The following is a 26,760-nucleotide window of genomic DNA, read 5'->3' on the forward strand; positions in this document are numbered from 1 at the left end:
GAGCCACCTTGTAACTCCCTTAGTATATCAGAGATTCTCTTACACCTATCCACAAAAAGAAGTAGATCACTAAAAAACGCCCGCAACAAAGTGTGAGCATTTAAGAGAATAAGGCAATTAGATGTGAAGTGAATTATTTTAATTTCTTTTTGAAAATCTCTGCCAAAACTTGTGGATTAGCTGACCCTTTTGTTTTTTTCATTCCTTGCCCTATAAAAAACTGAAATACATTCTCATTGCCTGACTTGTAATCAGTAACAACTTCTGGATTCTCCGCTATGACCTCTTCAACGACTTTTTCTAATGCACTCTCATCGCTCTGCTGCAAGAGATTTGCTTCTTCAGCTAGTTTTTTGGGTGATTCGTCCTTATCAAAAAGCAAAACCAGTGTATCTTTCGCGCCTCTACTAGAAAGCTCTCCTGAATCGATCATATTAATAAGCTCGACAAAGAGCTCAGCTCTAGGTAGTTGTATCTCCGAGTCATTTGATCTTATGCCCTGAAGGTCGGAGGTTATATAATTCGCGGCTAATTTTAACTTAGCGGCACTCCCATTTAATAAATTCGATACCTCATCAAAAAAGTCACCTAATTGAAAATCTAAGATCAACGTTTCGACATCTTCCTCCTTAATACCCAGATCGATCAGACGTTTCCTTTTTTCATTCGGAAGTTCTGGTATTTCAGAAAGTAAGCTATTTTTGGAAAATTCTTCTAGTTGCGAAATCTTTAATTTAGGAAGATCCGGCTCGGGGAAATACCTATAGTCTTGTGACGATTCCTTTTTTCTCTGAGTGTATGTCTCTTGTTTGTTTTCGTCCCAGCCTCGTGTTTCCTGCTCAACTGTCTCGCCGTTTTCTAATATTTCTATCTGACGTTCTATTTCAAAGGCAATCGCCTTCTCTACAGAACGAAATGAATTTAAATTCTTTACTTCGGTTTTGGTACCAAAATCCTCTGATTTTGATACCGAAATATTAGCTTCAACGCGCATCTCTCCTCTTTCCATATTTGCCTCAGAGATATCCAGAGTGCGAAGAAGCAACTGCAATTCTCGGGCAAAATCCGCAGCTTTTTTACCGCTTTTTATAACGGGCTCTGTTACTAATTCCATAAGAGGCACTCCCGCGCGATTATAATCAACCAGGGAATAATCTCCTTTGTCATGTGTAGACTTGGCAGTATCCTCTTCTAAGTGAATACGGGTTATGTCAACTTCACATAATCTCCCGCCGGTAACTAGGGGGTATTCATATTGTGAAATTTGGTACCCCTTAGGGATGTCCGGATAGAAATAGTTCTTCCTATCGAATTCTGTAAAATCAGCGAGGTTGCCATTCAAAGCGACTCCTACCTTAAGAACATTTTTTACCGCTTCCTTATTGATCTTAGGAAGCGTCCCTGGGTGTGCCATGCAAATTGGGCAGATCCGAGAGTTGGGCTCACTTGTGTGTGGAGCGTTTTCGCAACCACAGAACATTTTTGACTTGGTCTTCAGCTCCGCGTGAATTTCAAGCCCTATTGTGGGTTTATAGTCGTCTTTCATGGTTGCAATACTAGCATAGGCTCAAGCCAAAAGAAAAAGAATAGATGTAACCTCGCTGCGCAAAGGTGAGTAGTAAAAAATCACCCCCGATCGCGCAGTGCACGATCGGGGGTGTGATCGGGAGGGTTAGCCCTTACAAGGAATCACCATCCGTGCATACTCGTGCACAGTCACGGTCTCGCTTGTCCAGCGAGCTTCAACGTGTCCGAAACGACCACACCGGCCGACCGGACGACCAAAGCTCAATGAAGTGAACCCGGTCATCAACATTCCATCCGCAGGGGTGAAGTTGACAGTATTGGTGATACCGTTCTGGACCACCTCCTGCACACCCAAACCATGCGAACTGATGTCGGTAAGAACAAATGAACCCTCAGACAAGTGCAGTTCAGACACGTGCAGTTCTGCACTGTCAAAGCTTACCAGCGAATCATCCATGTATGTGTCATCGAACACCAGCGGAAATGACAGGAACAAGGTAAGCATTTCAGGCGAGTCCACGTAAACGTTGCTCACCACTCCACCTGAAGCATCAATGGTCACGCTCTCATCCGAGAAAAGACTAACGTCCCTCGTGACGCTTATCGAGCCAGACTCGGTGAACGTGAAAACTCGCACGCTGTAGTCTCCCGGTGGAAACGTAAATACCTGAAACCGATCGACGAAATTATTCATCGTATCGACTGGTTCGCCGTCTTCGTTGTAGATGACCAAGCTATTGATAGCCTCGCCATCAGGCGTAGAGCTTACCACCTGAACCTCGAGATCGAGAAAGTCTCCCGATCCTTCCGGCGCTTCGACGACCGAAGAGCAAGCGCTGATAACGAAGGCGACCAGTACCAGCAAGAAACCTGTAAAGTTCTTCACTTTTCCTCCCTTTCGAAGAACGTCACTTTTGCCCTATGCAAAAGTATTACTGGCATGTAATATACATTACTTTAGTATATTTGTCAATAGTGGCTGTAGTTCGTAGTTGAACATTCTAATTCTTTTGTTTCACTTTTTATTATTACCTAGTTCACTTATTTTTCTTTTCTTCCAGCTCTTTTGCTAAAAAATCAGCGAATTTTTTAACACTTGCATCATCAAGAACAGAAATTTCACGCACTGTTTTTTCGGTATGAGCTATGAGTTCTTCTCTTTTTTTATTAAGCGTATCTTGGTCCACTTCATCTGATTTGGTAAGTAAAATAATTTCGTGTTTATCGAGCAATTTTTCATCAAAATTTTTCAGCTCGTTTCGTACAGAATCATAAACTTCAACCACATTTTCATTTTCTAGAGAGACACAGTGAACTAACATTTTTGTACGACTGATATGGCGCAAAAATTTATGTCCAAGCCCCTTACCTTGTGATGCCCCTTCTATAAGGCCTGGAATATCAGCGATTATAAATTCATAAAAAGTACCCAGGTGCGGTTCAAGAGTCGTGAAGTTATAGTTTCCTACTTCAGATTTTGCGTTTGTAAGAGTATTCAAAAGAGTAGACTTGCCGGCATTTGGAAGGCCCACAAAACCCACATCAGCAATAAGTCGAAGTTCAATGAAAAAGCGCGAATGTTCACCCGGTTTTCCGTTGGTTTGCTCCATCGGATTTATGTTGGTAGAGCTTTTAAAATGAGTATTGCCCAAGCCGCCTTTCCCTCCCTTTAGAACAACCATTTCCTGACCTTCTTCTAAAAGTTCAAACTGTGCTCCATCCAACTCGCGAGTCAAAACTGTACCAATTGGCAATTCTACTATCAGATCACTGCCGTTTTTGCCGGTTTGGTTTTTACTGCGACCACTATCGCCTTTTTCAGCCTCCAAATTAGGAGAGTGGGTATAACGTGTAAGAACGGAAAGGTCTTTAACTGCCCGGATGACGACATCGCCGCCACGACCACCGTCTCCTCCCGACGGACCAGAAAATTCTTTCCCTTTGAGATGGAGCCAGCGAACTACACCATCTCCACCATCTCCGGCGCTTAGATCTAAAGTAATTTCATCTACAAATGTCATATCAATTATTCAGTTTCAAGGGCTTTATTAGCTAATTCAAAAACGCCTTCTTTTGAACTAGCTACTCCAATAAAGCGCTTATTGTGTACAAAAAAAGCGTCTTCTACACCGGAAGCGTTGACTAAATCGCCATCTCTTTTACCAGCCCATTCCTCTGGTAATAGTTTCCTAGCGTCAAAGGGAGTAGAAATAGATTTCGGCACTGATACTATTTCCCAATTACCATTCTCTGAATCCGGTTTAATTACAAACAATATTTGCGGATTATCTTCAACAAACTCCATATAAGGGTAGCTCTTTTCTAAAAATAAAATGCGCTCATCGTTGATAGAAGAATTTTTGTATGCATCCTCAACAATGGCGAATGCTTCGAGTCTGGCTTTAGCCTGCGCAATTTCTCTATCGAGCACAAGCTCTGCAATATCGAGAGCCCTAAAGAATGCTTCATTTTTAGTATAATCTGGCGCTTCTTTCCAAGTGGGGCGTAGACCATAAAAAGCCGACTGCAGGTTGTACCTAAAAGAAATATCTACATCAGTCTCACCCCAAATATCTACTCCGTTGTCTAAAGCGTCTATGGTTTCAGCAAGTCTTTCGTCTACAGCTTTTGCCACTTCCTCACTTCCGCATACCGCGCCGCCAAATTTTTTCCAAACTAGCCCAAAAGCGGCAAAAGGTATGCCATTCTCCCTTTCACCTGCGCCTCCTTTTTGATGGTGATCAAACCGATTAGATCCTGGATCATAAACGCCCCCAACGTCAGCAACAAAATCTGCTTGTTCAATTATGTCCTTATCCCGAGTACGTATTATTTCTATATCAGTTTGATCAACACCTTCGGACAACAAGTATTTTTTTAATGTGGCCGCGGCAAATAGATCGTCCGCGTGAAATGTACTATTGTGTACTACGATCGTTTTAGACATTTTTCCCTTTAGAATTACTTCCCAACTCTACCGTTGAAGCTAACAATGACACGATGACCGCTCCAAATACAGCAGCCCAAAAGCCATCAACCATAAATCCGCTCACAAACACAGCTACAAAATAGAAGAAGAATCCATTTAACACAAAAGAGAAAAGCCCTAAGGTTAAAATATTTATAGGCAGAGTAAGAACATAAAGTATGGGCTTAAGGGTTACGTTAAATATTCCCAATACAAAAGCAGAAACCACCGCTACCCAAAAACCGTCAATTTCCACTCCGGGCAAAAGCTCGGAAACTAACATCAGCGAAAGTGCCGTTATAAGCCATTTTAAAAGTAATCTATCCATATTTTTCTATAATTAATTTTATGAAGTTTTAGGGTCGCTTTCGATCATTCTCCACCCTGAATTTAGCATTTCTTTAGCTTTTTTATACTTCATCTCTTTAACAACATTTCCGTCGGTTATTTTTACAATATCATTACGACCAATTTTATCTTCTTCTGTTCTCTGTATAGGCGTAGAGGGGGATTCGCCTTGTCTCTCACTGGACCGTTTCGCCATCTCTAGCCGACTCCTAACTTGCTCGGCTTCCGCCTTAAACGCGTCAGGATCTATGTTCGGCAAAGCTCCGATAACACGGCTCTTAAGAGTTTCATTCAATTCGCGGAATAGCCGCAATGCTTCCTTCTTATACTCTACTAACGGGTCATGCTGACCGTATGCCCTCAGATTAACACTGGAGCGCAAATAGTCCATCTGGTCCAAGTGATCCATCCATAGCTTGTCTAGGGTTTGAAGATAAAGTCGCTTCATAACATTCCAGAAAGTTTCCTCTCCTAGCGCTTCTTCTTTTTCGTCGATAAGATCAGCCACTTTCTTATCCCCTTCCGCCAACTCAAATATGAGATCCTCTATATCGTCAATGTCACCTGTGAGCACCTTTAGTCTTTTCTCATAGATAGCGCTACGTTGCCGATTAAGAACATCATCATACTCAAGAGTACGTTTCCTGGAATCAAAATTGAATCCTTCTATTTTTTCCTGCGCGCTCTCGAGTGAGCGAGTGATCATTTTGTGTTCAATGGGCTCGTCTTCCTTCACTCCCAATCTGCCCATCATTGAATTTATAGGGCCAGAAGCAAAAACCCGCATAAGTGAATCCTCCAGAGATACATAAAACTGAGTTTCGCCTGGATCACCCTGCCTTCCAGCACGACCTCGCAATTGATTATCAATACGCCTAGCCTCATGCCGTTCCGTACCGAGAACAAAAAGCCCGCCGAGCTCTAATATCTCTTGTCTTTCCTCCTCTGTTGCGCTTGGACCACCAAGTTTGATATCTACTCCTCTACCGGCCATATTGGTAGCAATGGTAACTCGCCCCTTTTTACCCGCTTCTGATATAATCTCTCCTTCTCGTGCATGGTTTTTGGCGTTGAGCACCTCATGCGGAACCCCCTCCTTTTTCAAGAAACTCGAAAGAAGTTCGTTTTTGTCAACTGAGACAGTACCTACCAATACCGGCTGTCCTTTTTTGTGTAGCTCTTTAAGTTTTCTGGCTACAGCTTTGAATTTTCCCTGCTCGGTCTTAAATATTTGATCGTTCCTGTCAATGCGCGCTATTGGTTTATTGGTCGGAATTACGACCGTATCCAATCCATACGTTTTATAAAATTCTTCCGAGGAAGTTTCGGCGGTACCGGTCATGCCGGATAGCTTGTCATACAATCTAAAGAAATTTTGATAGGTAACAGAAGCAACTGTCTTTGATTCTTTCTGAATAGCGACCCCTTCTTTTGCTTCGATCGCTTGATGAAGTCCGGCGCTATAACGCCTCCCCGGTTGCAACCTACCAGTGAATTCATCAACAATAATTACCGATCCATCTCTGACCATATACTTATCATCTCTTTTAAATAATGCTTTAGCCCGAACAGCTGTTTCCAGATGATGAACGTATTTTATTCCTCTTTCAGTATAAATATTTTCTACACCCAACGCTTCTTCGGCTTTCGATATTCCTGATTCAGTTAAGGAAATAGCGCCTAATTTCTCATCCACTGTATAGTCTTCGTCTTCCTTCAGTCTGCCTGCTATAGTAGCGAACGTCTGATATAGGTCCTCTGATTCCGCGGCGGGAGCTGAAATTATCAAAGGGGTGCGCGCTTCGTCTATCAATATAGAATCCACCTCGTCAATAATGGCAAAGGGGTGTTCTTTTTGCCGTATTTGTTCCGGGACGTATTCCAAATTATCGCGCAGATAGTCAAAACCAAACTCACTGTTCGTGCCATAGGTAATATCAGTTTCGTACGCCTCACGTCGAGAGATCGGGCGTAAAAATTCATCTACTACTTTATGACTTCCTTCTTCGTCACGTTCTTCATCCAACTCCTCGGTATTCTTTACCTGTTCTTGGTCGTATATAAAGGAAATATTGGAGGAGTTTATGGCACTTACGGAAATACCCAGAAAATCATATATTTCTCCCATCCACACAGCGTCACGTCGAGCTAGATAGTCATTAACAGTAACTATATGCACCCCTTTTCCGTTAAGCGCGTTCAAATATGCTGGCAAGGTTGCCACTAGAGTTTTCCCTTCACCAGTGCGCATCTCAGCAATTTTCCCTTGATGAATTACTATTCCGCCGATCAACTGAACGTCAAAATGCCTTTCTCCGTGTACCCGCTTAGATACTTCACGTACCACCGCGAATGCCTCAGGTAAAATATCATCCAGAGTCTTACCGTCAGCTAAGGCCTTTTTAAATTCTGCCGTTTTCCCCTGAAGATCAGCGTCAGACAATGAAGAAATTTCTTCTTCCAGGTCATTTATCTTTTTTACAGTAGGCTGAAGGGCTTTTATGGCCCGTTTGTGCTCATCTCCGAATATCTTCTTGAGTAGCTTCATACAAAGGGAATGTTATCAAATACAAAGCATTTTTAACAGCTACAAATTAAATATAGGGGGTTTAATAAAATAAAAATCTAAAGGATCAGTCAAAATTTCCGATAAATTTAGCTTCGGCTTCTATTTCTATACCAGTTTTATCAAACACACATTTCTTTATCTCGCGAGTGAGGTCTCTAATATCATTGGCGGTTCCGTCATATGGATTAATAATAACCAAAGCATGTCTCTCGTACACCTTAACGCCTCCAACAGACGATCCTTTCATTTGGCAAATCTTTTCTATGATCCATGCCAGTGGGATCTTAACTTTCCCTGTTTTTGTCTCAAAGCCCGGCAGATCATCATAGTTCCTCCTAATATTTTCAAATTGCCTTTTTGGTATTTCAGGATTTTTAAAAAAGGAACCGACCGTAGGAAGTTCCCTCCAATCCGGAAGCTTCTTTCTTCTAATTTTTACCACTAATTCACGAACATCCTCCGGCGTTAGTTGTGAAAAATCTATTTTTTCCTTTTCGATTTCAAGTTGAATATCTTTGTAATCCAAATTTAGATTCCCGTTCTTCTGTAGCTCCAAAGTAACTTTCGTAATAATAAAGTTATTTGTTTGTTTGAATAAACTGTTGCGGTAAGAAAAATTACACTCCTCTTTTTGAAATACCTTATTCTTTTGTTCGCTAATATCAAAAGCCTCTACGGAGACAACGTTATCTTTCAGCTCGGATCCATAAGCGCCGATATTTTGGACAGGCGCTGCACCCACAGTACCCGGAATAAGTGATAGATTTTCTAATCCATATAACTCCCTTTCGGCACTTCTCTCGACCAACCTGTCCCAATTTTCGCCCGCTCCAGCTGTAACTTGAACATTATTTTGATTATCTGTAAAAGAAATTCCCCTGATATCATTTTTTATAACCAACCCCTCAAAACCCTTATCCGAGACAATTATGTTGGATCCGCCCCCTAGCACAAAAATTGGCAAGTTCTCTTTTTTAGCCCAACGCACCGCCTCGGCGACTTCATCTATATTAGATACCGAAGTAAAAAAGCGGGCATTTCCACCCACTTTCATAGTAGTCATATTTTTCAGCAAGACGCTCTTTTTTATATCCATAGTTACAACTAGAGGTGACCGGCGGGTACGAGCTCCAAATGTCAAAATCTGAGTGCAGCCGCCGGCCACCTCTGGCTATAACCACACGTAAAGTATAACAAACATTTTTTGAATTTCACAAGCAAAAACACAAAATCCCCCGGAAGGGGATTTTGTGTTGACATTTGCAGGAGCTCGCCTGCACTCGGAGTTAATCCTAACAATATTGTTCTACTTTGTCAACTTTAGTATCTTCAAACGGCCAACTTTTCAATCATTAGCTCGAGTTCTCCTAGTATCTCTTCGTACTTCCCCATCGGTTCTTTTTTATAATTCACAAACTCATCGACAACTTCACCATTGCCATCCAAAAGAAACACCGGTTTTGTGCCAACTTTTCCCTCTAGACTTACCGACATAATTTCTTCTGGAAGAATATGAGTACCTTTAGCGAAAGTAATTGCCCTGTCTTCCTTTTCGATCCTCCAATCCGATACGTCCAATTCATACGGACTTTCGTTTCTTACTTCCACCCACTCTTCGGTAGCATCGTTTAAAGCTAAGCTATTAGTTTCTACAACTTCTATTTTTACTCTATCGCGGTAAGTATTGTTATCATGCTCTACCAAAAGGATGACGCTGTAAAAACCGGGCCTGTCATACGAATGCCTAACTACATCGCCTCTGTCACCTTTTCCGTCACCAAAAGCCCAAATTAGATCTCGGCCCCCGACCTTCTCACCTCCTTCGAATTTGGCTCTGCCGATAAAACGAACATCCTCGCCCACAAAAGCCCTTTTATTTTCTCCGGCGCTCAAATAAAGATCTTCGTCCTCAAATGGCCATTCACTTTCTAGGTTACTGAACGAGTCCTCGCTATCTGAATCTTTTGTATCTTCCGACGCGCCTTCTTCCTCATTTGGCGGCTCAAAAACAGTGGTTGTATTTTCTTCACCGGGAGTTGGCAGTCCTTCTATCCAGTCCGCATTCTCTTGTTTTTGCAAGGAAGCTCCATTTCCACCGGCTCCCCACTCAGAGTCATACTGAACACTATCAATAATATTTCCGGAGGCATCTTTGAAGGCAATTAACTCCCCGGTGTTATTTAATGAAAAGACGCTGTCGAAAACAGCGCCTTCATATTGGGGGAAATCCTGGAGGAATTTATCAGGGTCATCTGCTAATACCGCGTGAGAATTCGCGCTCAGATCAGTGCTGCCTAAAAAGTTCTCAATTCTGTGATTGGTGTCGTTCTCAAAGAAACCGAGCTCAGTTATATTTACCGATTGAGCACTCCCGTTATATATTTCTACCCACTCAAAACCACTGTCTGTTCCTTTTCTGTCGTAAAAAATTTCCGTTATTTCAATTTGCGCGAAAGCAAAGCTTGGAAGCGCGTAGCTACTCAATAAAATAGCGATAAATATAAGTTGTTTTTTATTCATTGTTGTAGTCCTCGTCTACGCGTAGGATCTTTTTTAATTTATTCTTTGGGATTTCATTTGTTTTTTCTAAAGATTCAGAATTGTTATTAGTAAAGCTATCTCTATTATCTCGCAATGGTTTCTGTTCTGATTTTTTCTCTTTGTCTTTAGTCTCTTTTGGTGGTCTGATCTTTTCTTTATTACCAACTTGATCGCTTTTCATCTTCTCATCGATCGCCGGAGAAGCTGGTTCGGGAGCGCCGGTCAGATTCTTTAAAGCTTCGCGTAAGCTGTTTCGGTGATTCTCATCGCCGACCTTTGGCTTGTCATTGTTTTTTGTCTCTTTAGGTGTTTCTTCTCGGGGCGCTTTCTCTTTTTGTGTTGTCTCTTTTTTGTAATTCGGCTTTTTGTCTTGCCTAGGGGCTTTTCCCTTGTCGATTCTCTCAGAATGAGAAGATTCTGTTTTTTCTTGACTCTTCTTAATTGTGGATTCAACGTCAGATCTCGGTGTTCCAAAGTTTTTGCGACTATGCGCTATAGCGACGTCACGATATGAAATACGAGGCTCCTCTATGGGTGGCATCGTAGTAGCAGAAAAAGGAGTTGAAGAAATACCATCTACCATCAACTTAAGATAGACCTGAGCAAAGCCAAGGTTGACCATATCCTCAGCGGTAAACTGCGGAGCAAACTCCTTTTCTAGAATTTCCGCGTCGTAAGCTCCAACCCTGAACGAGATCATAGTCCCAACGTTACCAAAAACGGCCGCGCGCACCTCCTCAGACATCTGTTCAATATACTGGTGAGCTATAGTTAAATTGAGTTTGTATTTGCGGGCCTCGGAAAGAATGTTAGCGAAACTTTCATTGGCAAAGGATTGAAATTCATCTACGTAAAGATAAAAATTGGGCAACGTACTCATTATCTCGGGTGAGCTGTCGGCACGCGACATAGCAGCAAGGTATATTTTTGTTATCAGCATCGACCCTAACAGGTTGGCGTTTTGCTCTCCGACCAACCCCTTTGAAAGGTTGATAATTATGATCTTTCGTTTGTCCATTATGTCACGAATATCAAACGACGATTTTGGCTGTCCGATGATATTGCGTATCAGTGGATTGGAGGTAAATTGTCCTACCTTGTTTTGAATAGCAGGAGTAGCTTCTTGCGCGTAGCGATCCGTGTAACTGGCAAATTCTTCTTCCCAGAATGATTTAACAAGCGGATCCTGAACGTAATCAACTACCTTTTTGCGGAAATCTTTATCGGTATACATTCTATTAATATCGAGCATTGTCGTTCCGGGATACTCAAGAAGCGCCAAGATCGTATTTCCGAGTATGTATTCCATCCGAGAGCTCCACGCGTCAATCCAGATCTTTTTGAATGCGCTCATTAATCCGTCTAATACCAAGTGGCGTTTATCTTCACCTACATCCTCCATCACATTAAATGAGATGGGATGATCCACGTCGAAAGGAGCGAAGTAAAGAACGTCATCTACCCGTTCCTCAGGTATATACTCTAATAATTTCTCCGCTGTTGAACCGTGAGGATCCAGAAAGGCAATCCCATTACCTCTTTGGATATCCTGGATAGCCATGTTTTCAAGCAGGGTGGATTTACCCATTCCAGTCTTACCGATCACGTAAACATGTCGCGTGCGATCTTTTGCCTTAATACCGAACTCTACATCTTTATTCCGGTGATCCGTTCGGGCAAAGTAGGTTACTCTTTCGTTATCCATAATTAAAGATATTGTAACAGAAAACAAAAATTCATAAATGTAAAATACGTTATCTATTCGCTTTTTTGCTCAAGAGCCTCTAGCGTATAAACGTTTCCTGGGTCCCAAAGCATCCAAGAATCCAGTCCTGCCGCATATGTAGCCTCTATTTGCGCTCTTACATCCTCGGCATCATAGTCTCCTCCGTAATCAAAGTCCTGTAACCACGGTCGAATTTTATCGGCTTCATAGGATTCTTTTGTATACAGGGTCTTTTTACATTCCGGCGGCAGTGGCTTCTCTTCAGTATCCGTACTACCTTCAGCTGACTCCGATTCTTCATTTTCCTCAACTTCGCACTTAATTACCTCTGAGTCCAAGGTTTTAATAATGCTGGAGTCAGCAACGGCTCTCTCCACCGCCGAGTCCATTACATACTTTATGAGCGGACCGGGTACCTCATTGGGGTTACTCCAACCATTGAATCCGGTCGGATAATGAGAGGGATAAACCATCGGAGATACGTAGTCAAAGTACGGAAGAGTTTTCTCCAGAACTTGACCAATTGACATATCATCAAAGTTGGTAGTTGTCATACCAAAAATATCAACCGAAGTGACAACGTTGGGAATTTCTTCTTCCAGAGTTTCGTCCAAGTACTTAAAAAATGTCTCCAAAGTATTGGCCTTGCTTGCAGTCCCTGTATGTGGGAATTGGATATCTTGCAAATTGCCATCAGTTGGATAACGGACATAATCAAAGTTAAGCTCATCAAAGCCGATATAATATGACTCCTTAGCTATTTCAACTGTGTGCTCCCAGGCCTCGCGAGCACCGACATCAATAAAAGCTAAACCTTTATCGTCTCTCCATACTGAACCGTCAGATGCCTTCTGAACCGCCCACTGAGGATTCTTCTCGACGTAATAAGGATCTTGAAAAACCGTTATTCTACCAATGACATACACATCCTTTTCATGAAGTTTGGATATAAATCCTTCCATATCTTTTGCTCCACAGCGGCTGTTTTCCCAGAGCCCTAAAAGATCTTTGTTCTCAGGAACGAACGAGAGTGTTCCAGTGTAGTCCTTGATATCAATAACTATAGAATTTATCTCTGTAGTATCAACGATCTCTATAAATCTTTCCCTGAATGATGGAGTACCTGCCGCGCAACTTGTCATATATACAGCCCTAACAGACTCCGGAGTTTCAATATGCCTTGTATCAGACTCGTCTTTTTCTTCTTTATTATTCAACAGATCTCCCAATTTGTTAGCCACTCCCTCACCGGATCGATGTTCTATCTTGTAAGCAAAGAGTGAAGAATGATCAGCCAGTGCATACAAAAAAGCTCCCAAGCTGATCACTAAGACCATAACGGCAACTAGTAATTTTATCACTTTCCTTTTTTTTCTTCGTTTTCTGGCCATACAAAATTAATCTCCGCCCTCCATTGCCATTTCATTTGAACTGCTTCCATCGCTAACGCTAATTTTTCTTTCTTCTTCCGCAGAGGGGGATTTTTTAGCCTGCTTTTCCGTCGCTTTTTCTCCCTGTCTTTTTTTGCGTTCAATTTTCGCAAGAGCATGTACATACCCGGAGTAAAGAGAATATACCGAAATACCTAAAATAAAAGTGCCTAAAACAGCAATAAAAGCATCATTCCAAGAATTCGGAAATCCCAAAAACGGTAGTAAGGTTAAGAACAGCGACAGAACTGCAATAGCGGCTAATGCGTAAAAAGAAACCAACATGTCTCAAGTATACACTATTTTCTACCGCCAATCATGAGGATAATTTCCCCTTTTATATTTTCTCTTTCAGAAAAAGTGAGCAAAACTTCTTCGGGGCTACCTCCTACGATTTCTTCAAAATACTTGGTTAATTCACGCAAAACGACAACCTTATATGTACTATCCAAAATATCAGATAATTTTTTTAAGGTTTTGATAAGTCTATGCGGTGATTCGTATATTACTACGGTGCGCTTGGACTCACTGATCTCTTGAAATAAAGTTTCCCTCCCCTTTTTATGAGGCAAAAAGCCTAGAAAAAGAAATTCACTCACGGGTAGTCCGGCTACACTAAGAGCAGCTGTTAGCGAACTCGGTCCCGGGATCGGCTGTATTTTTACTTCCGGAAGTTGCTCGCGTACTTTTGCCACTAATTGCGCACCCGGATCAGACACTGCTGGTGTACCCGCGTCTGTCACCAAAGCAACGTTTCTACCATCTTTTAAAACCTCTAACACTCTATCGATCTTTTTGTTTTCCGTGCGAGCGTTTAAGCTTTCCGCTGAAGTCTCAATGTCAAAGTTAGCCGTAAGCTTTCGCGTAACGCGAGTATCTTCACAAAAGATCAGATCCACTTGCCTCAGAGTGGAAACGGCTCTGAATGTAATATCTTCTAAATTGCCTATCGGAGTTGCTACTATATAGAGATTTCCCATAAAACTACAATAAGCTTTCTGCTACCTTGTATACATCGCCGGCGCCAATCGTCATAACAACGTCATTCTCTTTGGCGTCTTTGATTATATGATCCTTTGCCTCTTCAAAAGAATCAAGATACGTAACATTTTCGTGATGTTTTTCTATTTCTTTAACCAGATCTTTACTACTCACGGATCCATCGTCTTTTTCACGAGCCTTATAAATAGGAAGTATCAAAACCTGGTCGGCATCTTCAAAAGCAAGAGAAAAATCTTTTAAAAACGACTTGGTGCGGCTAAAAAGGTGCGGTTGGAATACCGCTATTATATTTTTTCCGGCAAATTTTTCCTTAGCCGCGCTGAGTGTAGCTTTAATTTCAGTAGGATGGTGAGCATAGTCATCATATATTAAAACCCCATTATCGCTTTTGCCTTTTTCTTCAAATCGGCGCCAGGTTCCCGAGAAGTCTCTGAGAGCTTGCATAGATTCCTGTCTTTCAGCACCCAATTCGCGAACGATCGTTAATGCCACAGCCGCATTTTTGCGGTTATGCTCTCCCGGTAGCGAAATATTAATTTCATTCAGTACTTCTCTGTAATCAACAACACGCGCCTCCACTCCTTCTGTCGCTTTTGCGGCATTTTCATCTTCTGAATCAACGATTATTACACCATCCTTGCTGACCTTCTTTGCGAGTTCACTAAACGCCCTTATCACATCATTAACGTCTTTATAATAATCGAGATGGTCGGCTTCTATATTGGTAATAGCCAAAATATATGGCTGAAGATGACTAAAAGATTCTCTGTATTCACAAGCTTCTACTAAAAACAGATCGCTATTGCCGGAAACATAATTTGATTTATGGCTTTTCAAAAGACTACCGACGACAACCGTAGGCTCAAGTCCTCCGGCTATCATAGCTTCGGCGGTCATAGCTGTAGTAGTTGTTTTTCCGTGAGTCCCTGAGATAGCTATTGTCCTATGAGAACGTGAAAGATAGCCAAGAATTTCGGGATAGCTAAATACTTTGATCCGCAACTCACGAGCTAGCTCTAATTCCGGATTGTCATCAGGCACGGCTATGGTGTAGACAACCATATCCGCGTCTTTTGGTACATTCTCTTTTTCTTGACTGTAAAAAATTTTCGCCCCGAGCAATTCTAGTTCTTCGGTTACTCTGTTTTTAGACAAATCAGATCCGCTAACCACAGAACCACGCTCAAGAAACATTCTAGCTATTGCTGAAACTCCAATACCGCCGATGCCGATAAAATGTATTTTGTGCTTGAGTTCAACTTCGTTCATATTTTTTGTGAAATTCTACTATTTCTTCGAGCATTTTATTTCTATCAACCTTTACTTTATCGAGCTCTTCGATAGATACCCATTTGATCTCTCTGACCTCCGTAGGGTCTATTATACATTGTTTAGATTCAGATACCGCATAGAAGTGGTGCACAGTAACATTTTTATGAGGCCTAGAATCTTTTGAAGTGGCAAAAAGCGAAACAGTATTGAGATTCAAACCAACCTCTTCTTTAACTTCCCTTCTTAAGCCTTCTTCCAACTCTTCGTTTTTTCCAACAAATCCACCGGGAAAAGTCCAGACATCATTTCCGTAATTCTGCTTGATCAATAACAACTCATCTCGATAGAAAATGCATCCCGTAGCCGCCGACCTCTCTCGCCTGTCGAAAAAGAGCCAGATCAATAACAACCTATGCAATACACCAATAGGTACAACTCTTTTTAGAAATTTTTCCAAAAACTTTATAGCTTATTGATAATCTCCCTAAACTGCTCACCCCGATCAAATTCATTTTTAAACATTCCAAATGAGGCGAATCCCGGAGAAAGAACTACGGCTGTACCCGAGTCAGCCAAGGAAAGAGCGGCCTCTACGGCTTCTTTCATAGAAGAAACGGGTTGAACGTTTTCAAATTTGCTTGCCGCAAGATCTGCTTGTAAACGCTCCGTTCCCTTTCCCGATAACAACACTATCTCTGAGGCGTTGTCTTTTATGCTCTCGGCAAATTCTTTTATATCAAGCCCCTTATCCGAACCGCCGGCTATTAATATGATCTCGTATTCATCCTTAAGCGAATCAAGCGCCGCAATGGCCGCTTCAGGAGTAGTGGCGGTCGTATCGTTAAAAAACGTTATTTCTTCTTTTACTCTTATCTTTTCCAGTCGCCCGGAGACGCCAACAAATTCGACTATATGTCCCTTCGCGACCTTTTCATCAACTCCGAGAGCATACAGTGCTTCTAAGGCGAGTCTCGCGTTAAATCGATTATGGTCTCCGGCAATTGATAGCTCGGGAACTTCTCTAAGGTCATCCTTCGAACAAACTCGAACGTTTTTGTGCGGCGCCGGCAAATTGTATTTTTTCATATACTCATAAGCGCTGCTCCCGATTATAAGAATATCGTCTGTTTTTTGGTTTGCGTATATGGCTGACTTATCAAAAAAATATGCTTCCATATCGTTCTTGTAGTAATCCATATGGTCCGGCATAAAGGTAGTAAAAACAGAGATGTGGGGAGAAATGCCACGACTGCGAAATCCTTGCAATTGCCAACTGTCTAATTCAAGTACGGCTATATCCCCTTCTTCCGCTTGGTTTAAGTAAGCAAGTGTTGAGACACCCTGTAAGTTTCCGCCGAGAAAGATATTCTTTGAAATGTGGCCTGCGCTCTTTTCTGATTCAAGTGCTCTAAATATCATTTGCGCCACTGTCGTTTTCCCTCTGGTTCCGGTAACACCTACCACTTTTGCTCCTGAAAGATCAGCAAAAAGCGCAGTGGACATCTCAACTGGGATATCGTTTTTTCTCGCCTCCTCTATATACGGAGAATCAAGAGGCACCCCGGCCCCCTTGATAATAAGATCTTTGCTTTGAAAATCCTCAAACCTATGACCACTTAATACAAACTTTATATTATTAAAACCCTGAAGACGCTTTAAGGACGGCGCCAATTCTTCTTCAGTTTTAATATCCGTAACAGTCAGATCGGCTCCCTTTTGAGCCAAAAATTCAACATCTCCAACCCCACGCCCAAGCAAACCCAGCCCCATCACTGTTATTTTCTTGTCTTTAAAGTAGTCTTTTTTATCCATGGTATTAATTGTAAGAGATTATTCGCAAGCTGGGTTTAAGAAAGGGGTCGGGAAAACATTTGTTTTCCCGCGTCGGAGAGCAGTGTAGCAAAGCGAAACGTTGAGAACCGAGGGTTCTCAAGGAGCCAAGCGACGCCAAGCCCCATCACTGTTATTTTCTTGTCTTTAAAGTAGTCTTTGTTGTTATTCATGATGCTGGTTATATGAGACAGTTCTCGGATATTTCTCTTTTCCCGAAGTTTCTTATGCCTTAATAGTATCAAATAAATGTAAAAGCCGAGACATATAGAACGTCTCGGCTTTTGAGAGGCAGTTGCTACTCAAACTCAGGAATACCTTCTATTTCGTGATACACACTGAGATCAATGAATCTCCTCTCTCTTTGGCGTCCGAATGGATCTCTCAGAAAAACAACTTCGTGTACATATCCATTGCCCGGCAAAAGCTCACAAGAAAGTCGGCTTCTGCCAGTTGTAATCACTTGTATGCGCGAATCAGCATTGCACACAAAGCATCTATCTCTCTCCATCAATGAACTACAGAATAGATTGAAGTCTATTCGTGTCGGTCTTGAACGAAGATCCGGGTGCGAAGTCGGCATCATGCGACCTCCCCTGTATAGGGCGCAAGCGCGTTCTGAAGCTTTTCAGAAAGCAAGTCTTTTGTTTTAGCCGATACGGATCTGTGTACGCGGTAGAGGAAAAACCCACCTCCAACTTGCCATTCGTCTCCATTGATTTTCTTAACCCTCTGAAGACCAAGTACTTCGATCGGATGTACCGTTAATTTGTTGCCGGAAACTTCGTTCCAAGCGAGTGCATCAGACAAATTCAAATCTAGGTAAACATCACGCTCTTTAAGCTTTTTGGTAATCTTACTTACCGCCTTACTACGCTGTCCTTGAATGATGCGCTCAAAATCATCTGGATAGTAAGCTCTTGTAAGTCCAAGACCTTTAAATCCAAATTTCGCAGTTTTGCTGCGCATCAGATCCTGAAGAGCTCGCTCTTCTTCACGTACGTGTCGATCGACACGATCGAGTCCTATGAACAAAAAAAGTGCAGCGATTTTCACACGCGGATCGTATGCAACATCGTCGTGTAGTGTAACAGTATCCTTTTTCGAGAGTTTATAGTCGCATACTGCAATTGCCAACCCGGGAAACTGCTCTGACATGCCTTACCTCCTAATGTACGTTTCTTTCCTGAACTTAGCACAACACTAGTTTTTATTCAAGTCAATAATAAGGGTGCCTCTTTCCAAATTTACTCTAAAGGTATATTATCAAGTAACAAATTCAAAACAAGTCAATACCTATAAAAGTATTCTTGAACAACTGAAATGTAAATTTTTTCAATCCGATTCGTCTTAACAATTAAGAATTCATTAAAGCCACCATAATAAATATGACAAAAATTTCTAGCGCAATAATAAACGGTATCACAGGGATTATATTACTGATCCTATCCCTGCGTCTGGTTTTACGTCTATTTGGCGCAAACCCAAACGTTGAATTCACTCAATTTACTTATAACGTAAGTGCTTTTTTTCTCGAGCCATTCCAAGGTATATTTCCTACGGCCAGCCTAGAGGGTGCAACGTTTGAAATTTCTACCCTATTTGCAATTATTGTTTATGCACTAGTCGGCTCGCTATTAACCGCCATACTTGACTCACTCTCAGATAGAAATAAGGCGTAGGTTCATTCTTGATATTTAACTATTTAATGTATTCCTGATTGATCTTTACCGAAAGATAGCTCAACCCCAAGAACGCAAAGCCCAAAACAACGAGAGACAAAGGCCAGCCCAAAGAGTTCGCAAAGTATTGCTCTGTTATATAAGCCAGATGCAACAAGAGAAAAATAGTACTAAAGATCAAAACAATACGACTCTTAATCACGGCTGATAGAAATAGCCCGCCCACAACTAGTGGGAAATACAGCAACTGCCACAAAAAGTAATCATATGCCTGCAAGAAGGCAGCTCCCAAGAACATCAAACTGCCAAAGAATAAAAGTAGACCAGTTAAGCGCCTGTTCCAAGTGGCTTGAAATTTTTGCGACAAAACCAAATACCCTATCCCGACAGCCATAGACAGATATTGATACGCCCACCTTATCTCATACTCGCTCTCAAAGATATTATCAACTGTAGCGTGGAGCCACAGATATAAAGTTGAAGTACCATTCAAAATAGCAAAAAAGGTTAATACCGCACTCTTGTGCGCCAGACTTAATAGTCCGTAAGAGATCCCAAGAACAGCAAAAGCGATAACTCGCAACCATATACTTTCAAGACCTAATTCAGCAAAAGTCGTAAAGATACCGATCGGTATCAAAACGCCTCCAAGAAAATGAAAGGCCGCGCCAACGTCTTCCCCACGCTCTCTTTTCAAGAGAACTGAACCTAGAGTCCCTAGTAGAAAGCCTAATCCCAAAGTAATCACAACTCTAGCAACGGAACCAATATCTTCCCAAATTTGAACCACAAATAAAGCAAGACCTGTTATAACGATCGCCGCTCCTAAAATAGAAGCGATCCTTGTTAGGGAAAACCCTCCATCACTTCTCCCTTCGGACATCTCTGAGTCCTCCTCTACTTCCGCGCTCTTTGCCATAAGACTCTCTAGTTCGCTACGACTCACCTCACCCGAGTGCAATTTTTCGGAAAGTTCGTTGAGTAGATCTTCCTTGTACATATATTTAAAATTCTTAGTTTATACTATTCAGCTAAAATCCAACCCATAAATCGAAATCCGTCACCATAATATCCTCTGTAGTTGGCATTAACATTGATGAGGTTTTGTTTTTGCCTCCTCCCTCCTTTCGTCAAATAGTAACCGCTGGAAGAGTTCGAATCATAAAACAAAAAGAACGAAACGCCACCGTCATATTCAGGTCCAGAAAAAGAAACACCATCGGGAGCAGTTAATAGACTACTCAGCTCATACGAGCGTGCTTCTTCAAAGGCGATCTCTCTGCTTTCGTTAGTGCTTGTGTTGTGCATGAAAAAGCGAACCTGAAAGCCTTCTTCATCTTGCGGTTCATCAAGTTCGTTGTCGCTAATTCTCTTGTTAACTATTGAAAAGCGTTCATCTAAATATTCATCACAGCTTAAAGTTCCCGGTTCGTGGCGTGTGTTATTTTCACAGGTTGCATATACAAAATTATAGTCACTACTCAAAGAAAAATATGGTAAATATGTAGTCAAAAAGATCACCAACACAAGAAGTAAGGGCAACAACAAAGCCAGAACAATAACTGTGTTTCCTTTAAAAAATTCTTTCATATTAAATATTTACAAGTGTACACAAATAATACTTAGTTTGTGCACATTTGTAAACGCGCAAAACTAGAGCACAGGAGGAATCTCCGCTCTATCTAATAGGCTTCTTTTCAATGTGCGCGAGTCCTCGGCTCAAAGCTTCCGGGCTCGTCATTATCAGGTAAACGCGCCCTTAGAAGCATTTACCGCTCTATTTGAATTTGAGTTTTTTAAAGGGTGCGCGATCCAAGACTCGAACTTGGGACCTCGTCATTATCAGGTGATCGCGACCTTAGGAGCAATCACCGCTCTATCCAATAGGCTTCTTTTCAATGTGCGCGATCCAAGACTCGAACTTGGGACCTCGTCATTATCAGTGACGCGCTCTAACCATCTGAGCTAATCGCGCACATTGAAAAGAAACAATACATCTGAGCTAATCGCGCACTCTTTAAAAAACTTTCCTGCGACTGAGTAAATCGCGCGCAAAAAATGAAAAGCATTTAATAAATTGCACCGAATACAAGTAAAAATATATCAGTTTTCAGCCCTAAAAACAAGAAAGCCCCGAAGCTAATTAAAGCTTGGGGCTCTTTGAAAAGGAACTAGATGATTCCAACAGCTACGAACACAGCGACAGACAGTGCCGCGACTGCGACAAGAGACATCAAAAAGGCCTTCTTGTTCTTGTCTTCCCTGTTCATTTGTTCTTCTAATTCGAACTTTTCTTTCATTATTTACCTCCTTCAAGGTAGAAGTGAAGAGACAGTACAAGCATAACGATTACCAAGAATGTCCAGGTAAAGAGTACGCTTGTAATCGCCGCAAGAAGTGTTTTGTTAAGTACGACGAAATCAGACAGATCGCCGGACAAAAACACAACCACACCGATAAGAATCTCGAACAGTAGGATAAGCACTGGAATCATTTTCAAGGTGTCCGAAAAACTTCCGGGATTTTTGCTGTAGCCCATGATAGGCCTCCTTTTCTTTTTTTACTATACCAGTAATCCTGCTTTTGTCAATACTTAGTACTCATAACCTATAAAGCCGCCCCTTGCGAGGCGGCTTGTTATTTTCTGCACAATTTCTTTTGCTTCATTCATCTCGGTGTCGCTGTTTCCGAGAATAGCGGAAAGATTTTGGATTGTTCTTTCAAACACACGCGCGATAAACGCACGTATCGACTCGATAAATCTGAAAATTCAGATAAATCAAAAATTAAATATTCCACGACCACCTTCCGGTAGCCGTACCTTGTTACGACTTAGTCCCTGTTATTGAGCTTACCTTCGTCCCGCTCTAGGCGGACCTTCGGGTACTCCCAACTTCCTTGACTTGACGGGCGGTGAGTACAAGACTTGAGAACGTATTCACCGCGGTTTGCTGACCCGCGATTACTAGCGATTCCGACTTCAAGAGGTCGAGTTGCAGACCTCTATCCGAACTGAGGGTAGGTTTATAAGGATTGGCTCCGCGTTGCCGCTTAGCAACCTGTTGTCCTACCCATTGTATCACGTGTGTAGCCCAGAGTATCAGAGGGACATGCTGACCTGGCGTCATCCTCACCTTCCTCCCAGCCGTTAGACACGAGAGACATGTCCTGCGCTACTGACAGGCAGTCTGCAGACACGTGTAACGACGATGAGGGTTGCGTTCGTTACCCCACTTAAGGGAACAATTCAAACCACGAACTGACGACGGCCATGCATCACCTGCCAAACTGTCCGAAGAGGGCTCTAGTTTCCTAGAGCTTTCAGCTTGGTTTCAAACCCTGGTGAGGTGCTTCGTTTAGCGTCGAATTAAACCACATGATCCACCGCTTGTGCAAGTCCCCGTCTATTCCTTTGAGTTTTAGCCTTGCGGCCGTACTACCCAGGCGCCTAACTTAACGCGTTAGCTTCGTCCCCCAGAGGGTCGATACTCCGAAGAACCAGTTAGGATCGTTTAAGGCGTGGACTACAGGGGTATCTAATCCCTTTCGCTACCCACGCTTTCGTGTCTCAGCGTCAGAAATGTGCCAGTGTGCTGCCTTCGCTTTCGGTGTTCCCCATGATATCAACGGATTTCACCCCTACACCATGGGTTCCGCACACCTCTCACATTCTCTAGTCTAACCGTTTCCCCTGCGATCTTCGGGTTAAGCCCGAAGGTTTAACAGAAGACTAATTAGACCGCCTACACACCCTTTACGCCCAGTAAATCCGGATAACGCTCGGGGCACTCGTATTACCGCTGCTGCTGGCACGAGTTTAGCAACCCCTTATTCATGTGGTACCGTCAATAAACTTTTTCCCACATAAAAGATCTTTACATCCCGAAGGACTTCATCGATCACGCGACGTCGCTCCGTCAGGCTTTCGCCCATTGCGGAAGATTCTCGACTGCGGCCACCCGTAGGTGTATGGTCCGTGTCTCAGTACCATCGGTGGGGGTCAGGCTCTCACCTCCCCTAGGCGTCATAACCTTGGTAGGCTTTTACCCTACCAACTAGCTGATACCCCGCAGGCCTCTCCTTTAGCGATAAATCTTTACCCCGAAGGGACTATCAGGTATTAGCCACGGTTTCCCGCGGTTATTCCTGACTAAAGGGTGAGTACCCACGTGTTACTACCTCGTCTGCCACTGCCCCGAAGGGCCGTTTGACTTGCATGCCTTATCCACGTCGCCAGCGTTCATCCTGAGCTAGGATCAAACTCTTTGAAAAATGCAGGTCGCCCTGCACTTATGAATGAAGCAAAAGAAGCTATGCAGAATCTTTTGCTTTCAACCGCGCAATTATAGAAATATATAGTTGCGCGTTCCGAATACTTTTCAGTATCCGGTGGACTTGTTTGCTGTGTGATTATTCAATTTTCAAAGTCCTATCATATATTGTATCGCGCAAATCCGCGAAACAAAAGTCCACCAATTCGTGGACACCCTCAAGTATACTGAGATTGAGCTCGAAGTCAAGTAGGTATATAGAAGATTTTATGAGCATAGGATTATCCCCTTCCCTCCTTTTGATGTAGTGTTTTAACCACATTCTCAACGACTTCTTTCATTTCTCTAAAATCTTTGTAGTTCCACCATTCTTCACGCTCCTCACCAAACAAAACATTGCTTACACTAAACACAATAAGATATGGTTCTTTCACATACGATGTACTATCCTCTACTCTAACTAGATACGTTGTAGTTAAATAAGAAGCATCACCCACGCCCGTTTTATATATTGGGTCGCCATTGTCAGTATATCCGAATTCATTAGCTATACATTCTTTATACTCATTTACCGCATAGTCTATTTTATACCAACGATCTGAAAGTCCTTCGTATACAACACCACCGCCCAAACCTCCGCTATTATAGATGTCACGACTTAATCTATGGACTCTGACAGTAAAGGCATTGTAAGGTCTATCTTTTTTATCTCTTTTCAATATCACGCGATGGTAAGAACTGTGGTCGCTGTTTACAGTCTCAAATTCCGCACTTGACGGAATTTGTACATTATAAGAATTACCCAATGATACGAGACGGCTTTCATCGCTGACATCAGAGCCGTTGTCAGCAATACTTTCTTCTGAGTTAAAGCAGTAATTCTTCTTGCCGTCGTCATCTCCTGCTTCTTCTTTATTAGATTCAGCAACCTCTTTTTCAGCAGAAGGAGTAGGCGGTTTATCGTCATTATGAGATCCCGCAAAAAACGCTAAGGTCCCAACCACAACAAGAGTAACTAATAAAACCGGCAAAAAATATTTCATGAACGAAAAATACCATTATAATAAAGTACTGTCAAGGTAAATCGGGAGCTCTTTGTTGTTTCCGTGATTCGTTCGATTGCGTCATTCTAAGAGTCTTACCAAAGATCTGATTAATTGATATAGACGTTGAGGTCAAGTAATTGAACCCCGGAATTTTCCGGGGTTCTTGTGAATCTGACTCTTAGCTGTCTACAGCCTGCTTTCGGCGATCTGTTCCGGACGTATCTCTTCATTGTTTACAAGCGAAAAACAAATACGCCCCACAAATTCACCTCCCAAAACAATTTCAACAGTTACAGCCGCTCCGATTATGTCAACCTCTCCTAGGTAAAATCCTTCAAGCAACGTACGATCATTCAATCTGACAGGGGGAGCTTTTTCTAAAAACATAACCACTCCTCTCTAAGGAGAGATTCTCACCTGCCCATCTATTTGTCAAATCTATAAACGTTTTGGTTTATTTCTAGTTAGAGCCCTGCGAGTCAAATATCTCGCCAAGAGGAGTACCGTTTACAAATATCTCAGCGCTTTCTACAGTAGAAAATTGAAGTACGGTTTGTCTGATCTGTTCTTCAAAACGAGGATCGTCACAAACTCCACCCACACTTACATCGCCTTCTATATACACAGTAGCGACTCCGTCTTTAACTGACGCGCTTTCAACGCCCAAATCGGAATTATCAAGCGCATTATAGTATCCTTCATACTCATCTCCTGTAATTGAAAACAATTCGCCCAAAGCTGCTCTTAGCACTCCGGCTGTAGGCTCTATGTCACGACTAATTGCGACCATCTCGTCACCACAACCAATTCCTTCGCCTTCAACTGCCGCTTCAACGTCAACCAAAAAGATATCTACAGAGTCTGACAAACTCTCATCTTCGTCCTCCGGGTCGTCCGTGTCGTTATCTACCACGCTATCTTCTTGTTCTTCGGAATTGTTAACACCATTTACCGGCGTGTCTGTGTCTTGGCTCAAATTAGCTATAACAAACACTAGAAGCGCGATTGCCACTATTCCTATAATGATTGTAATTATTTTATTCATATTCAAAGCTATGGTTATTATTTCTGCTTACGATTGTAACGCCATCTTTCGATCGTTATCAATAGCGGACTGGCAAAAAAGATAGAAGAATAGGTCCCGGCTATTACACCAACCAAAAGGGTAAGTGCAAAAATTTGTGTGGTTGAGCCGCCAAATACATAAAGGGATAGAAGCGCCAAGCTCGTAGTAAGAGAAGTATTTATCGAACGAGTGATCGTCTGGTCTATTGAATGTCCGATCGTTGTTTCAAAGTCTTCCTCGTTATTCTTCTCTTCATTTCGACGCAAGTTTTCCCTAATGCGATCAAAGACAACGATCGTATCGTTTACCGAGTAACCCAAAATAGTCAAAAGCGCTACCACAAAAAGCGAATCTACTTCGGCGCCAGCCACCACACCAAGTATAGTAAACACACCGGTCGTGACTGTTATGTCATGAATTAAGGTGGCTATTGTAGCACCTCCGTACATCCAAGACGAAATAGGTTTTGAGACATGCCGGAAGGCAAAAGCCACGAACAGAACAATAAGCACAACCACTATACTTATCGCAATTATAGATTTTTGCCGTAATTCAGACCCGATAGTCGGACCAACCGAACTTTCTCTGTCGATAGTAACTCCCTCAATCGATGTAAGAGCGTTCGTAACGCCCGCGTGTATATCCTCGTCCAAGAAAGGCGTGCGAATCACAAATCCACTATCACCGAACTCTTGGACCATCGCTCTGTCTTCAGGCAAATTCTCCGAGACAGCCTCCGTTATCGTCTCCTTTTCTACCTCATTACCCTCCACCGATACTTCTATTATAGAACCACCTGTAAATTCAACGCTAAATCTCAATCCAAAGATCAAAACGGAAAGCAATGAAAGGACTACCAGTGTAAGGCCAATTCCTAGAAAAATTTTTCTGTTGCGTGCTATAAACATATTATTTTGAAAATCCTGAAGCGAACATTTTACGTTTAGACTCGCTGTGCTTTTCTGAAGAAACGGCGTAAAGGAATGTCTTTGTAACTACCAAGAGCTGAGATCATAGAGACCAGAACACCAATACCGAACACAAGAGCAAACCCCTGTACGATCGAGCTTCCAAAGTAGAAGAGCACAACCGCCGAGATCAAAGAAGACAAATTAGCGTCTCGAACTGCCGGCCATGCTCTGTCAAAGCCATCCTGAATCGCACCTAAGCTCCCCTTTCCACTCTGAAGCTCTTCTTTGATGCGTTCAAAAATGATCACGTTGGCATCCACCGCCATACCCACGGAAAGTATGAAAGCGGCAATTCCGGAAGCGGTTAAAGTTACAGGAATGAGTTTGAAAAGCGAAAGCATGACCAATGTATAGAACACAAGAGCAACCGCCGCTACTATCCCGGGTAACCTATACCACACGATCATAAATCCGAGTATCAGAGCAAACCCTATAATACCCGCGGAAACTCCGTCATCCAGAACCTGTTGGCCGAGAATTGGCCCCACGGAATTAGTAGAAACCAACTCAA

The 26,760-nt window shown here is 42.4% G+C and carries 28 protein-coding genes, 1 tRNA gene and 1 rRNA gene; 1 reads left to right on the top strand and 29 read right to left on the bottom strand.

Features of this window, described 5'->3' with window-relative positions:
* Positions 1 to 133: 133 nt before the first annotated feature.
* From gatB to U5L75_01375, 18 genes are all read right to left on the bottom strand, one after another.
* Positions 134 to 1,546 carry an Asp-tRNA(Asn)/Glu-tRNA(Gln) amidotransferase subunit GatB gene (gene gatB, locus U5L75_01290; GenBank protein MDZ7726198.1) on the bottom strand — a complete coding sequence of 471 codons (1,413 nt, stop codon included), beginning with the start codon at positions 1,544 to 1,546 and terminating at the stop codon, positions 134 to 136.
* A 126-nt stretch (positions 1,547 to 1,672) separates the two neighbouring features.
* Positions 1,673 to 2,299: a hypothetical protein gene (locus U5L75_01295; GenBank protein ID MDZ7726199.1), complete on the bottom strand. Its 627-nt coding sequence runs from the start codon at positions 2,297 to 2,299 to the stop codon at positions 1,673 to 1,675.
* A 265-nt stretch (positions 2,300 to 2,564) separates the two neighbouring features.
* A complete protein-coding gene (obgE, locus tag U5L75_01300; protein ID MDZ7726200.1) occupies positions 2,565 to 3,548 on the bottom strand; it encodes a GTPase ObgE in 984 nt (327 codons plus the stop codon).
* A 5-nt stretch (positions 3,549 to 3,553) separates the two neighbouring features.
* The gene (locus U5L75_01305) at positions 3,554 to 4,474 is read right to left on the bottom strand and encodes an MYG1 family protein (GenBank protein ID MDZ7726201.1); all 921 of its coding nucleotides are present in this window, start codon (positions 4,472 to 4,474) and stop codon (positions 3,554 to 3,556) included.
* Complete coding sequence (locus U5L75_01310) at positions 4,467 to 4,823, bottom strand: phage holin family protein (protein ID MDZ7726202.1); 357 nt, start codon at positions 4,821 to 4,823, stop codon at positions 4,467 to 4,469. Before U5L75_01310 ends, U5L75_01305 begins: the two co-directional genes overlap by 8 nt.
* Positions 4,824 to 4,841: 18 nt before the next feature.
* The gene (secA, locus tag U5L75_01315) at positions 4,842 to 7,391 is read right to left on the bottom strand and encodes a preprotein translocase subunit SecA (protein MDZ7726203.1); all 2,550 of its coding nucleotides are present in this window, start codon (positions 7,389 to 7,391) and stop codon (positions 4,842 to 4,844) included.
* An 85-nt stretch (positions 7,392 to 7,476) separates the two neighbouring features.
* Complete coding sequence (murB, locus tag U5L75_01320) at positions 7,477 to 8,508, bottom strand: UDP-N-acetylmuramate dehydrogenase (protein ID MDZ7726204.1); 1,032 nt, start codon at positions 8,506 to 8,508, stop codon at positions 7,477 to 7,479.
* A gap of 233 nt (positions 8,509 to 8,741) precedes the next feature.
* Complete coding sequence (locus U5L75_01325) at positions 8,742 to 9,932, bottom strand: lamin tail domain-containing protein (protein MDZ7726205.1); 1,191 nt, start codon at positions 9,930 to 9,932, stop codon at positions 8,742 to 8,744.
* Positions 9,925 to 11,658, bottom strand: coding sequence for a type IV secretion system DNA-binding domain-containing protein (locus tag U5L75_01330; GenBank protein ID MDZ7726206.1), 1,734 nt, complete (start codon positions 11,656 to 11,658; stop codon positions 9,925 to 9,927). The genes U5L75_01325 and U5L75_01330 overlap by 8 nt, the downstream gene beginning before the upstream one ends.
* A gap of 53 nt (positions 11,659 to 11,711) precedes the next feature.
* The gene (locus U5L75_01335) at positions 11,712 to 13,040 is read right to left on the bottom strand and encodes a putative glycoside hydrolase (GenBank protein ID MDZ7726207.1); all 1,329 of its coding nucleotides are present in this window, start codon (positions 13,038 to 13,040) and stop codon (positions 11,712 to 11,714) included.
* A gap of 36 nt (positions 13,041 to 13,076) precedes the next feature.
* The gene (locus tag U5L75_01340) at positions 13,077 to 13,394 is read right to left on the bottom strand and encodes a hypothetical protein (protein MDZ7726208.1); all 318 of its coding nucleotides are present in this window, start codon (positions 13,392 to 13,394) and stop codon (positions 13,077 to 13,079) included.
* A 14-nt stretch (positions 13,395 to 13,408) separates the two neighbouring features.
* Positions 13,409 to 14,089 carry a 16S rRNA (cytidine(1402)-2'-O)-methyltransferase gene (gene rsmI / locus U5L75_01345; GenBank protein MDZ7726209.1) on the bottom strand — a complete coding sequence of 227 codons (681 nt, stop codon included), beginning with the start codon at positions 14,087 to 14,089 and terminating at the stop codon, positions 13,409 to 13,411.
* 4 nt (positions 14,090 to 14,093) lie between these two features.
* A complete protein-coding gene (locus U5L75_01350; protein ID MDZ7726210.1) occupies positions 14,094 to 15,380 on the bottom strand; it encodes a Mur ligase domain-containing protein in 1,287 nt (428 codons plus the stop codon).
* Positions 15,367 to 15,840, bottom strand: coding sequence for an NUDIX domain-containing protein (locus tag U5L75_01355; GenBank protein MDZ7726211.1), 474 nt, complete (start codon positions 15,838 to 15,840; stop codon positions 15,367 to 15,369). The genes U5L75_01350 and U5L75_01355 overlap by 14 nt, the downstream gene beginning before the upstream one ends.
* 5 nt (positions 15,841 to 15,845) lie before the next feature.
* Positions 15,846 to 17,195 carry a UDP-N-acetylmuramoyl-L-alanine--D-glutamate ligase gene (gene murD / locus U5L75_01360; protein MDZ7726212.1) on the bottom strand — a complete coding sequence of 450 codons (1,350 nt, stop codon included), beginning with the start codon at positions 17,193 to 17,195 and terminating at the stop codon, positions 15,846 to 15,848.
* Positions 17,196 to 17,230: 35 nt separating this feature from the next.
* Positions 17,231 to 17,386: a hypothetical protein gene (locus tag U5L75_01365; protein ID MDZ7726213.1), complete on the bottom strand. Its 156-nt coding sequence runs from the start codon at positions 17,384 to 17,386 to the stop codon at positions 17,231 to 17,233.
* A 125-nt stretch (positions 17,387 to 17,511) separates the two neighbouring features.
* Entirely contained in the window at positions 17,512 to 17,724 is a 213-nt protein-coding gene (locus tag U5L75_01370; protein ID MDZ7726214.1) for a hypothetical protein, read from the bottom strand.
* Between the two features lie 71 nt (positions 17,725 to 17,795).
* Positions 17,796 to 18,371 carry a hypothetical protein gene (locus U5L75_01375; protein MDZ7726215.1) on the bottom strand — a complete coding sequence of 192 codons (576 nt, stop codon included), beginning with the start codon at positions 18,369 to 18,371 and terminating at the stop codon, positions 17,796 to 17,798.
* A 230-nt stretch (positions 18,372 to 18,601) separates the two neighbouring features.
* On the opposite strand from U5L75_01375, the gene U5L75_01380 reads away from it, so the two are divergent.
* On the top strand, positions 18,602 to 18,895 hold the full coding sequence (locus U5L75_01380; GenBank protein ID MDZ7726216.1) for a YggT family protein: 294 nt from the start codon (positions 18,602 to 18,604) through the stop codon (positions 18,893 to 18,895).
* A 19-nt stretch (positions 18,896 to 18,914) separates the two neighbouring features.
* Here the strand turns inward: U5L75_01380 and U5L75_01385 are convergent, their stop codons facing one another.
* The 11 genes from U5L75_01385 to U5L75_01435 form a co-directional block, all read right to left on the bottom strand.
* A complete protein-coding gene (locus U5L75_01385; protein ID MDZ7726217.1) occupies positions 18,915 to 19,895 on the bottom strand; it encodes a DUF2157 domain-containing protein in 981 nt (326 codons plus the stop codon).
* 23 nt (positions 19,896 to 19,918) lie between these two features.
* Complete coding sequence (locus U5L75_01390) at positions 19,919 to 20,485, bottom strand: hypothetical protein (GenBank protein ID MDZ7726218.1); 567 nt, start codon at positions 20,483 to 20,485, stop codon at positions 19,919 to 19,921.
* 311 nt (positions 20,486 to 20,796) lie between these two features.
* Positions 20,797 to 20,870: transfer RNA gene (locus tag U5L75_01395), tRNA-Ile, on the bottom strand.
* A gap of 196 nt (positions 20,871 to 21,066) precedes the next feature.
* Positions 21,067 to 21,195 (bottom strand): hypothetical protein, encoded by a 129-nt coding sequence (locus U5L75_01400; GenBank protein MDZ7726219.1) that lies wholly within the window; start codon positions 21,193 to 21,195, stop codon positions 21,067 to 21,069.
* Positions 21,195 to 21,434, bottom strand: coding sequence for a hypothetical protein (locus U5L75_01405; protein ID MDZ7726220.1), 240 nt, complete (start codon positions 21,432 to 21,434; stop codon positions 21,195 to 21,197). Before U5L75_01405 ends, U5L75_01400 begins: the two co-directional genes overlap by 1 nt.
* A 244-nt stretch (positions 21,435 to 21,678) precedes the next feature.
* Positions 21,679 to 23,167, bottom strand: a 16S ribosomal RNA gene (locus tag U5L75_01410).
* A gap of 280 nt (positions 23,168 to 23,447) precedes the next feature.
* Positions 23,448 to 24,209 carry a hypothetical protein gene (locus U5L75_01415; GenBank protein ID MDZ7726221.1) on the bottom strand — a complete coding sequence of 254 codons (762 nt, stop codon included), beginning with the start codon at positions 24,207 to 24,209 and terminating at the stop codon, positions 23,448 to 23,450.
* A gap of 189 nt (positions 24,210 to 24,398) precedes the next feature.
* The gene (locus U5L75_01420) at positions 24,399 to 24,599 is read right to left on the bottom strand and encodes a hypothetical protein (GenBank protein MDZ7726222.1); all 201 of its coding nucleotides are present in this window, start codon (positions 24,597 to 24,599) and stop codon (positions 24,399 to 24,401) included.
* Positions 24,600 to 24,672: 73 nt separating this feature from the next.
* Complete coding sequence (locus U5L75_01425; protein MDZ7726223.1) at positions 24,673 to 25,257, bottom strand: GerMN domain-containing protein; 585 nt, start codon at positions 25,255 to 25,257, stop codon at positions 24,673 to 24,675.
* Between the two features lie 17 nt (positions 25,258 to 25,274).
* Positions 25,275 to 26,186, bottom strand: coding sequence for a protein translocase subunit SecF (gene secF / locus U5L75_01430; protein ID MDZ7726224.1), 912 nt, complete (start codon positions 26,184 to 26,186; stop codon positions 25,275 to 25,277).
* 35 nt (positions 26,187 to 26,221) lie between these two features.
* On the bottom strand, positions 26,222 to 26,755 hold the full coding sequence (locus tag U5L75_01435) for a SecD/SecF family protein translocase subunit (protein ID MDZ7726225.1): 534 nt from the start codon (positions 26,753 to 26,755) through the stop codon (positions 26,222 to 26,224).
* Positions 26,756 to 26,760: the final 5 nt, after the last annotated feature.

This window comes from Candidatus Campbellbacteria bacterium (assembly GCA_034521025.1).
GTDB lineage: Bacteria > Patescibacteriota > Minisyncoccia > Phycocordibacterales > JAXHMZ01 > JAXHMZ01.

What these genes read in the sequence shown, in the direction of transcription:
- U5L75_01370 (MDZ7726214.1), bottom strand. Translation starts at nt 17,724, where the DNA reads ATGGAGAGAGATAGATGCTTTGTGTGCAATGCTGATTCGCGCATACAA.
- U5L75_01415 (MDZ7726221.1), bottom strand. Translation starts at nt 24,209, where the DNA reads ATGAAATATTTTTTGCCGGTTTTATTAGTTACTCTTGTTGTGGTTGGG.
- U5L75_01385 (MDZ7726217.1), bottom strand. Translation starts at nt 19,895, where the DNA reads ATGTACAAGGAAGATCTACTCAACGAACTTTCCGAAAAATTGCACTCG.
- gatB (MDZ7726198.1), bottom strand. Translation starts at nt 1,546, where the DNA reads ATGAAAGACGACTATAAACCCACAATAGGGCTTGAAATTCACGCGGAG.
- U5L75_01350 (MDZ7726210.1), bottom strand. Translation starts at nt 15,380, where the DNA reads ATGAACGAAGTTGAACTCAAGCACAAAATACATTTTATCGGCATCGGC.
- U5L75_01425 (MDZ7726223.1), bottom strand. Translation starts at nt 25,257, where the DNA reads ATGAATAAAATAATTACAATCATTATAGGAATAGTGGCAATCGCGCTT.
- U5L75_01400 (MDZ7726219.1), bottom strand. Translation starts at nt 21,195, where the DNA reads ATGAAAGAAAAGTTCGAATTAGAAGAACAAATGAACAGGGAAGACAAG.
- U5L75_01330 (MDZ7726206.1), bottom strand. Translation starts at nt 11,658, where the DNA reads ATGGATAACGAAAGAGTAACCTACTTTGCCCGAACGGATCACCGGAAT.
- U5L75_01305 (MDZ7726201.1), bottom strand. Translation starts at nt 4,474, where the DNA reads ATGTCTAAAACGATCGTAGTACACAATAGTACATTTCACGCGGACGAT.
- U5L75_01340 (MDZ7726208.1), bottom strand. Translation starts at nt 13,394, where the DNA reads ATGTTGGTTTCTTTTTACGCATTAGCCGCTATTGCAGTTCTGTCGCTG.
- U5L75_01365 (MDZ7726213.1), bottom strand. Translation starts at nt 17,386, where the DNA reads ATGAATAACAACAAAGACTACTTTAAAGACAAGAAAATAACAGTGATG.
- U5L75_01375 (MDZ7726215.1), bottom strand. Translation starts at nt 18,371, where the DNA reads ATGTCAGAGCAGTTTCCCGGGTTGGCAATTGCAGTATGCGACTATAAA.
- murD (MDZ7726212.1), bottom strand. Translation starts at nt 17,195, where the DNA reads ATGGATAAAAAAGACTACTTTAAAGACAAGAAAATAACAGTGATGGGG.
- U5L75_01420 (MDZ7726222.1), bottom strand. Translation starts at nt 24,599, where the DNA reads ATGTTTTTAGAAAAAGCTCCCCCTGTCAGATTGAATGATCGTACGTTG.
- U5L75_01390 (MDZ7726218.1), bottom strand. Translation starts at nt 20,485, where the DNA reads ATGAAAGAATTTTTTAAAGGAAACACAGTTATTGTTCTGGCTTTGTTG.
- secF (MDZ7726224.1), bottom strand. Translation starts at nt 26,186, where the DNA reads ATGTTTATAGCACGCAACAGAAAAATTTTTCTAGGAATTGGCCTTACA.
- rsmI (MDZ7726209.1), bottom strand. Translation starts at nt 14,089, where the DNA reads ATGGGAAATCTCTATATAGTAGCAACTCCGATAGGCAATTTAGAAGAT.
- U5L75_01380 (MDZ7726216.1), top strand. Translation starts at nt 18,602, where the DNA reads ATGACAAAAATTTCTAGCGCAATAATAAACGGTATCACAGGGATTATA.
- U5L75_01310 (MDZ7726202.1), bottom strand. Translation starts at nt 4,823, where the DNA reads ATGGATAGATTACTTTTAAAATGGCTTATAACGGCACTTTCGCTGATG.
- murB (MDZ7726204.1), bottom strand. Translation starts at nt 8,508, where the DNA reads ATGGATATAAAAAAGAGCGTCTTGCTGAAAAATATGACTACTATGAAA.
- obgE (MDZ7726200.1), bottom strand. Translation starts at nt 3,548, where the DNA reads ATGACATTTGTAGATGAAATTACTTTAGATCTAAGCGCCGGAGATGGT.
- secA (MDZ7726203.1), bottom strand. Translation starts at nt 7,391, where the DNA reads ATGAAGCTACTCAAGAAGATATTCGGAGATGAGCACAAACGGGCCATA.
- U5L75_01405 (MDZ7726220.1), bottom strand. Translation starts at nt 21,434, where the DNA reads ATGGGCTACAGCAAAAATCCCGGAAGTTTTTCGGACACCTTGAAAATG.
- U5L75_01325 (MDZ7726205.1), bottom strand. Translation starts at nt 9,932, where the DNA reads ATGAATAAAAAACAACTTATATTTATCGCTATTTTATTGAGTAGCTAC.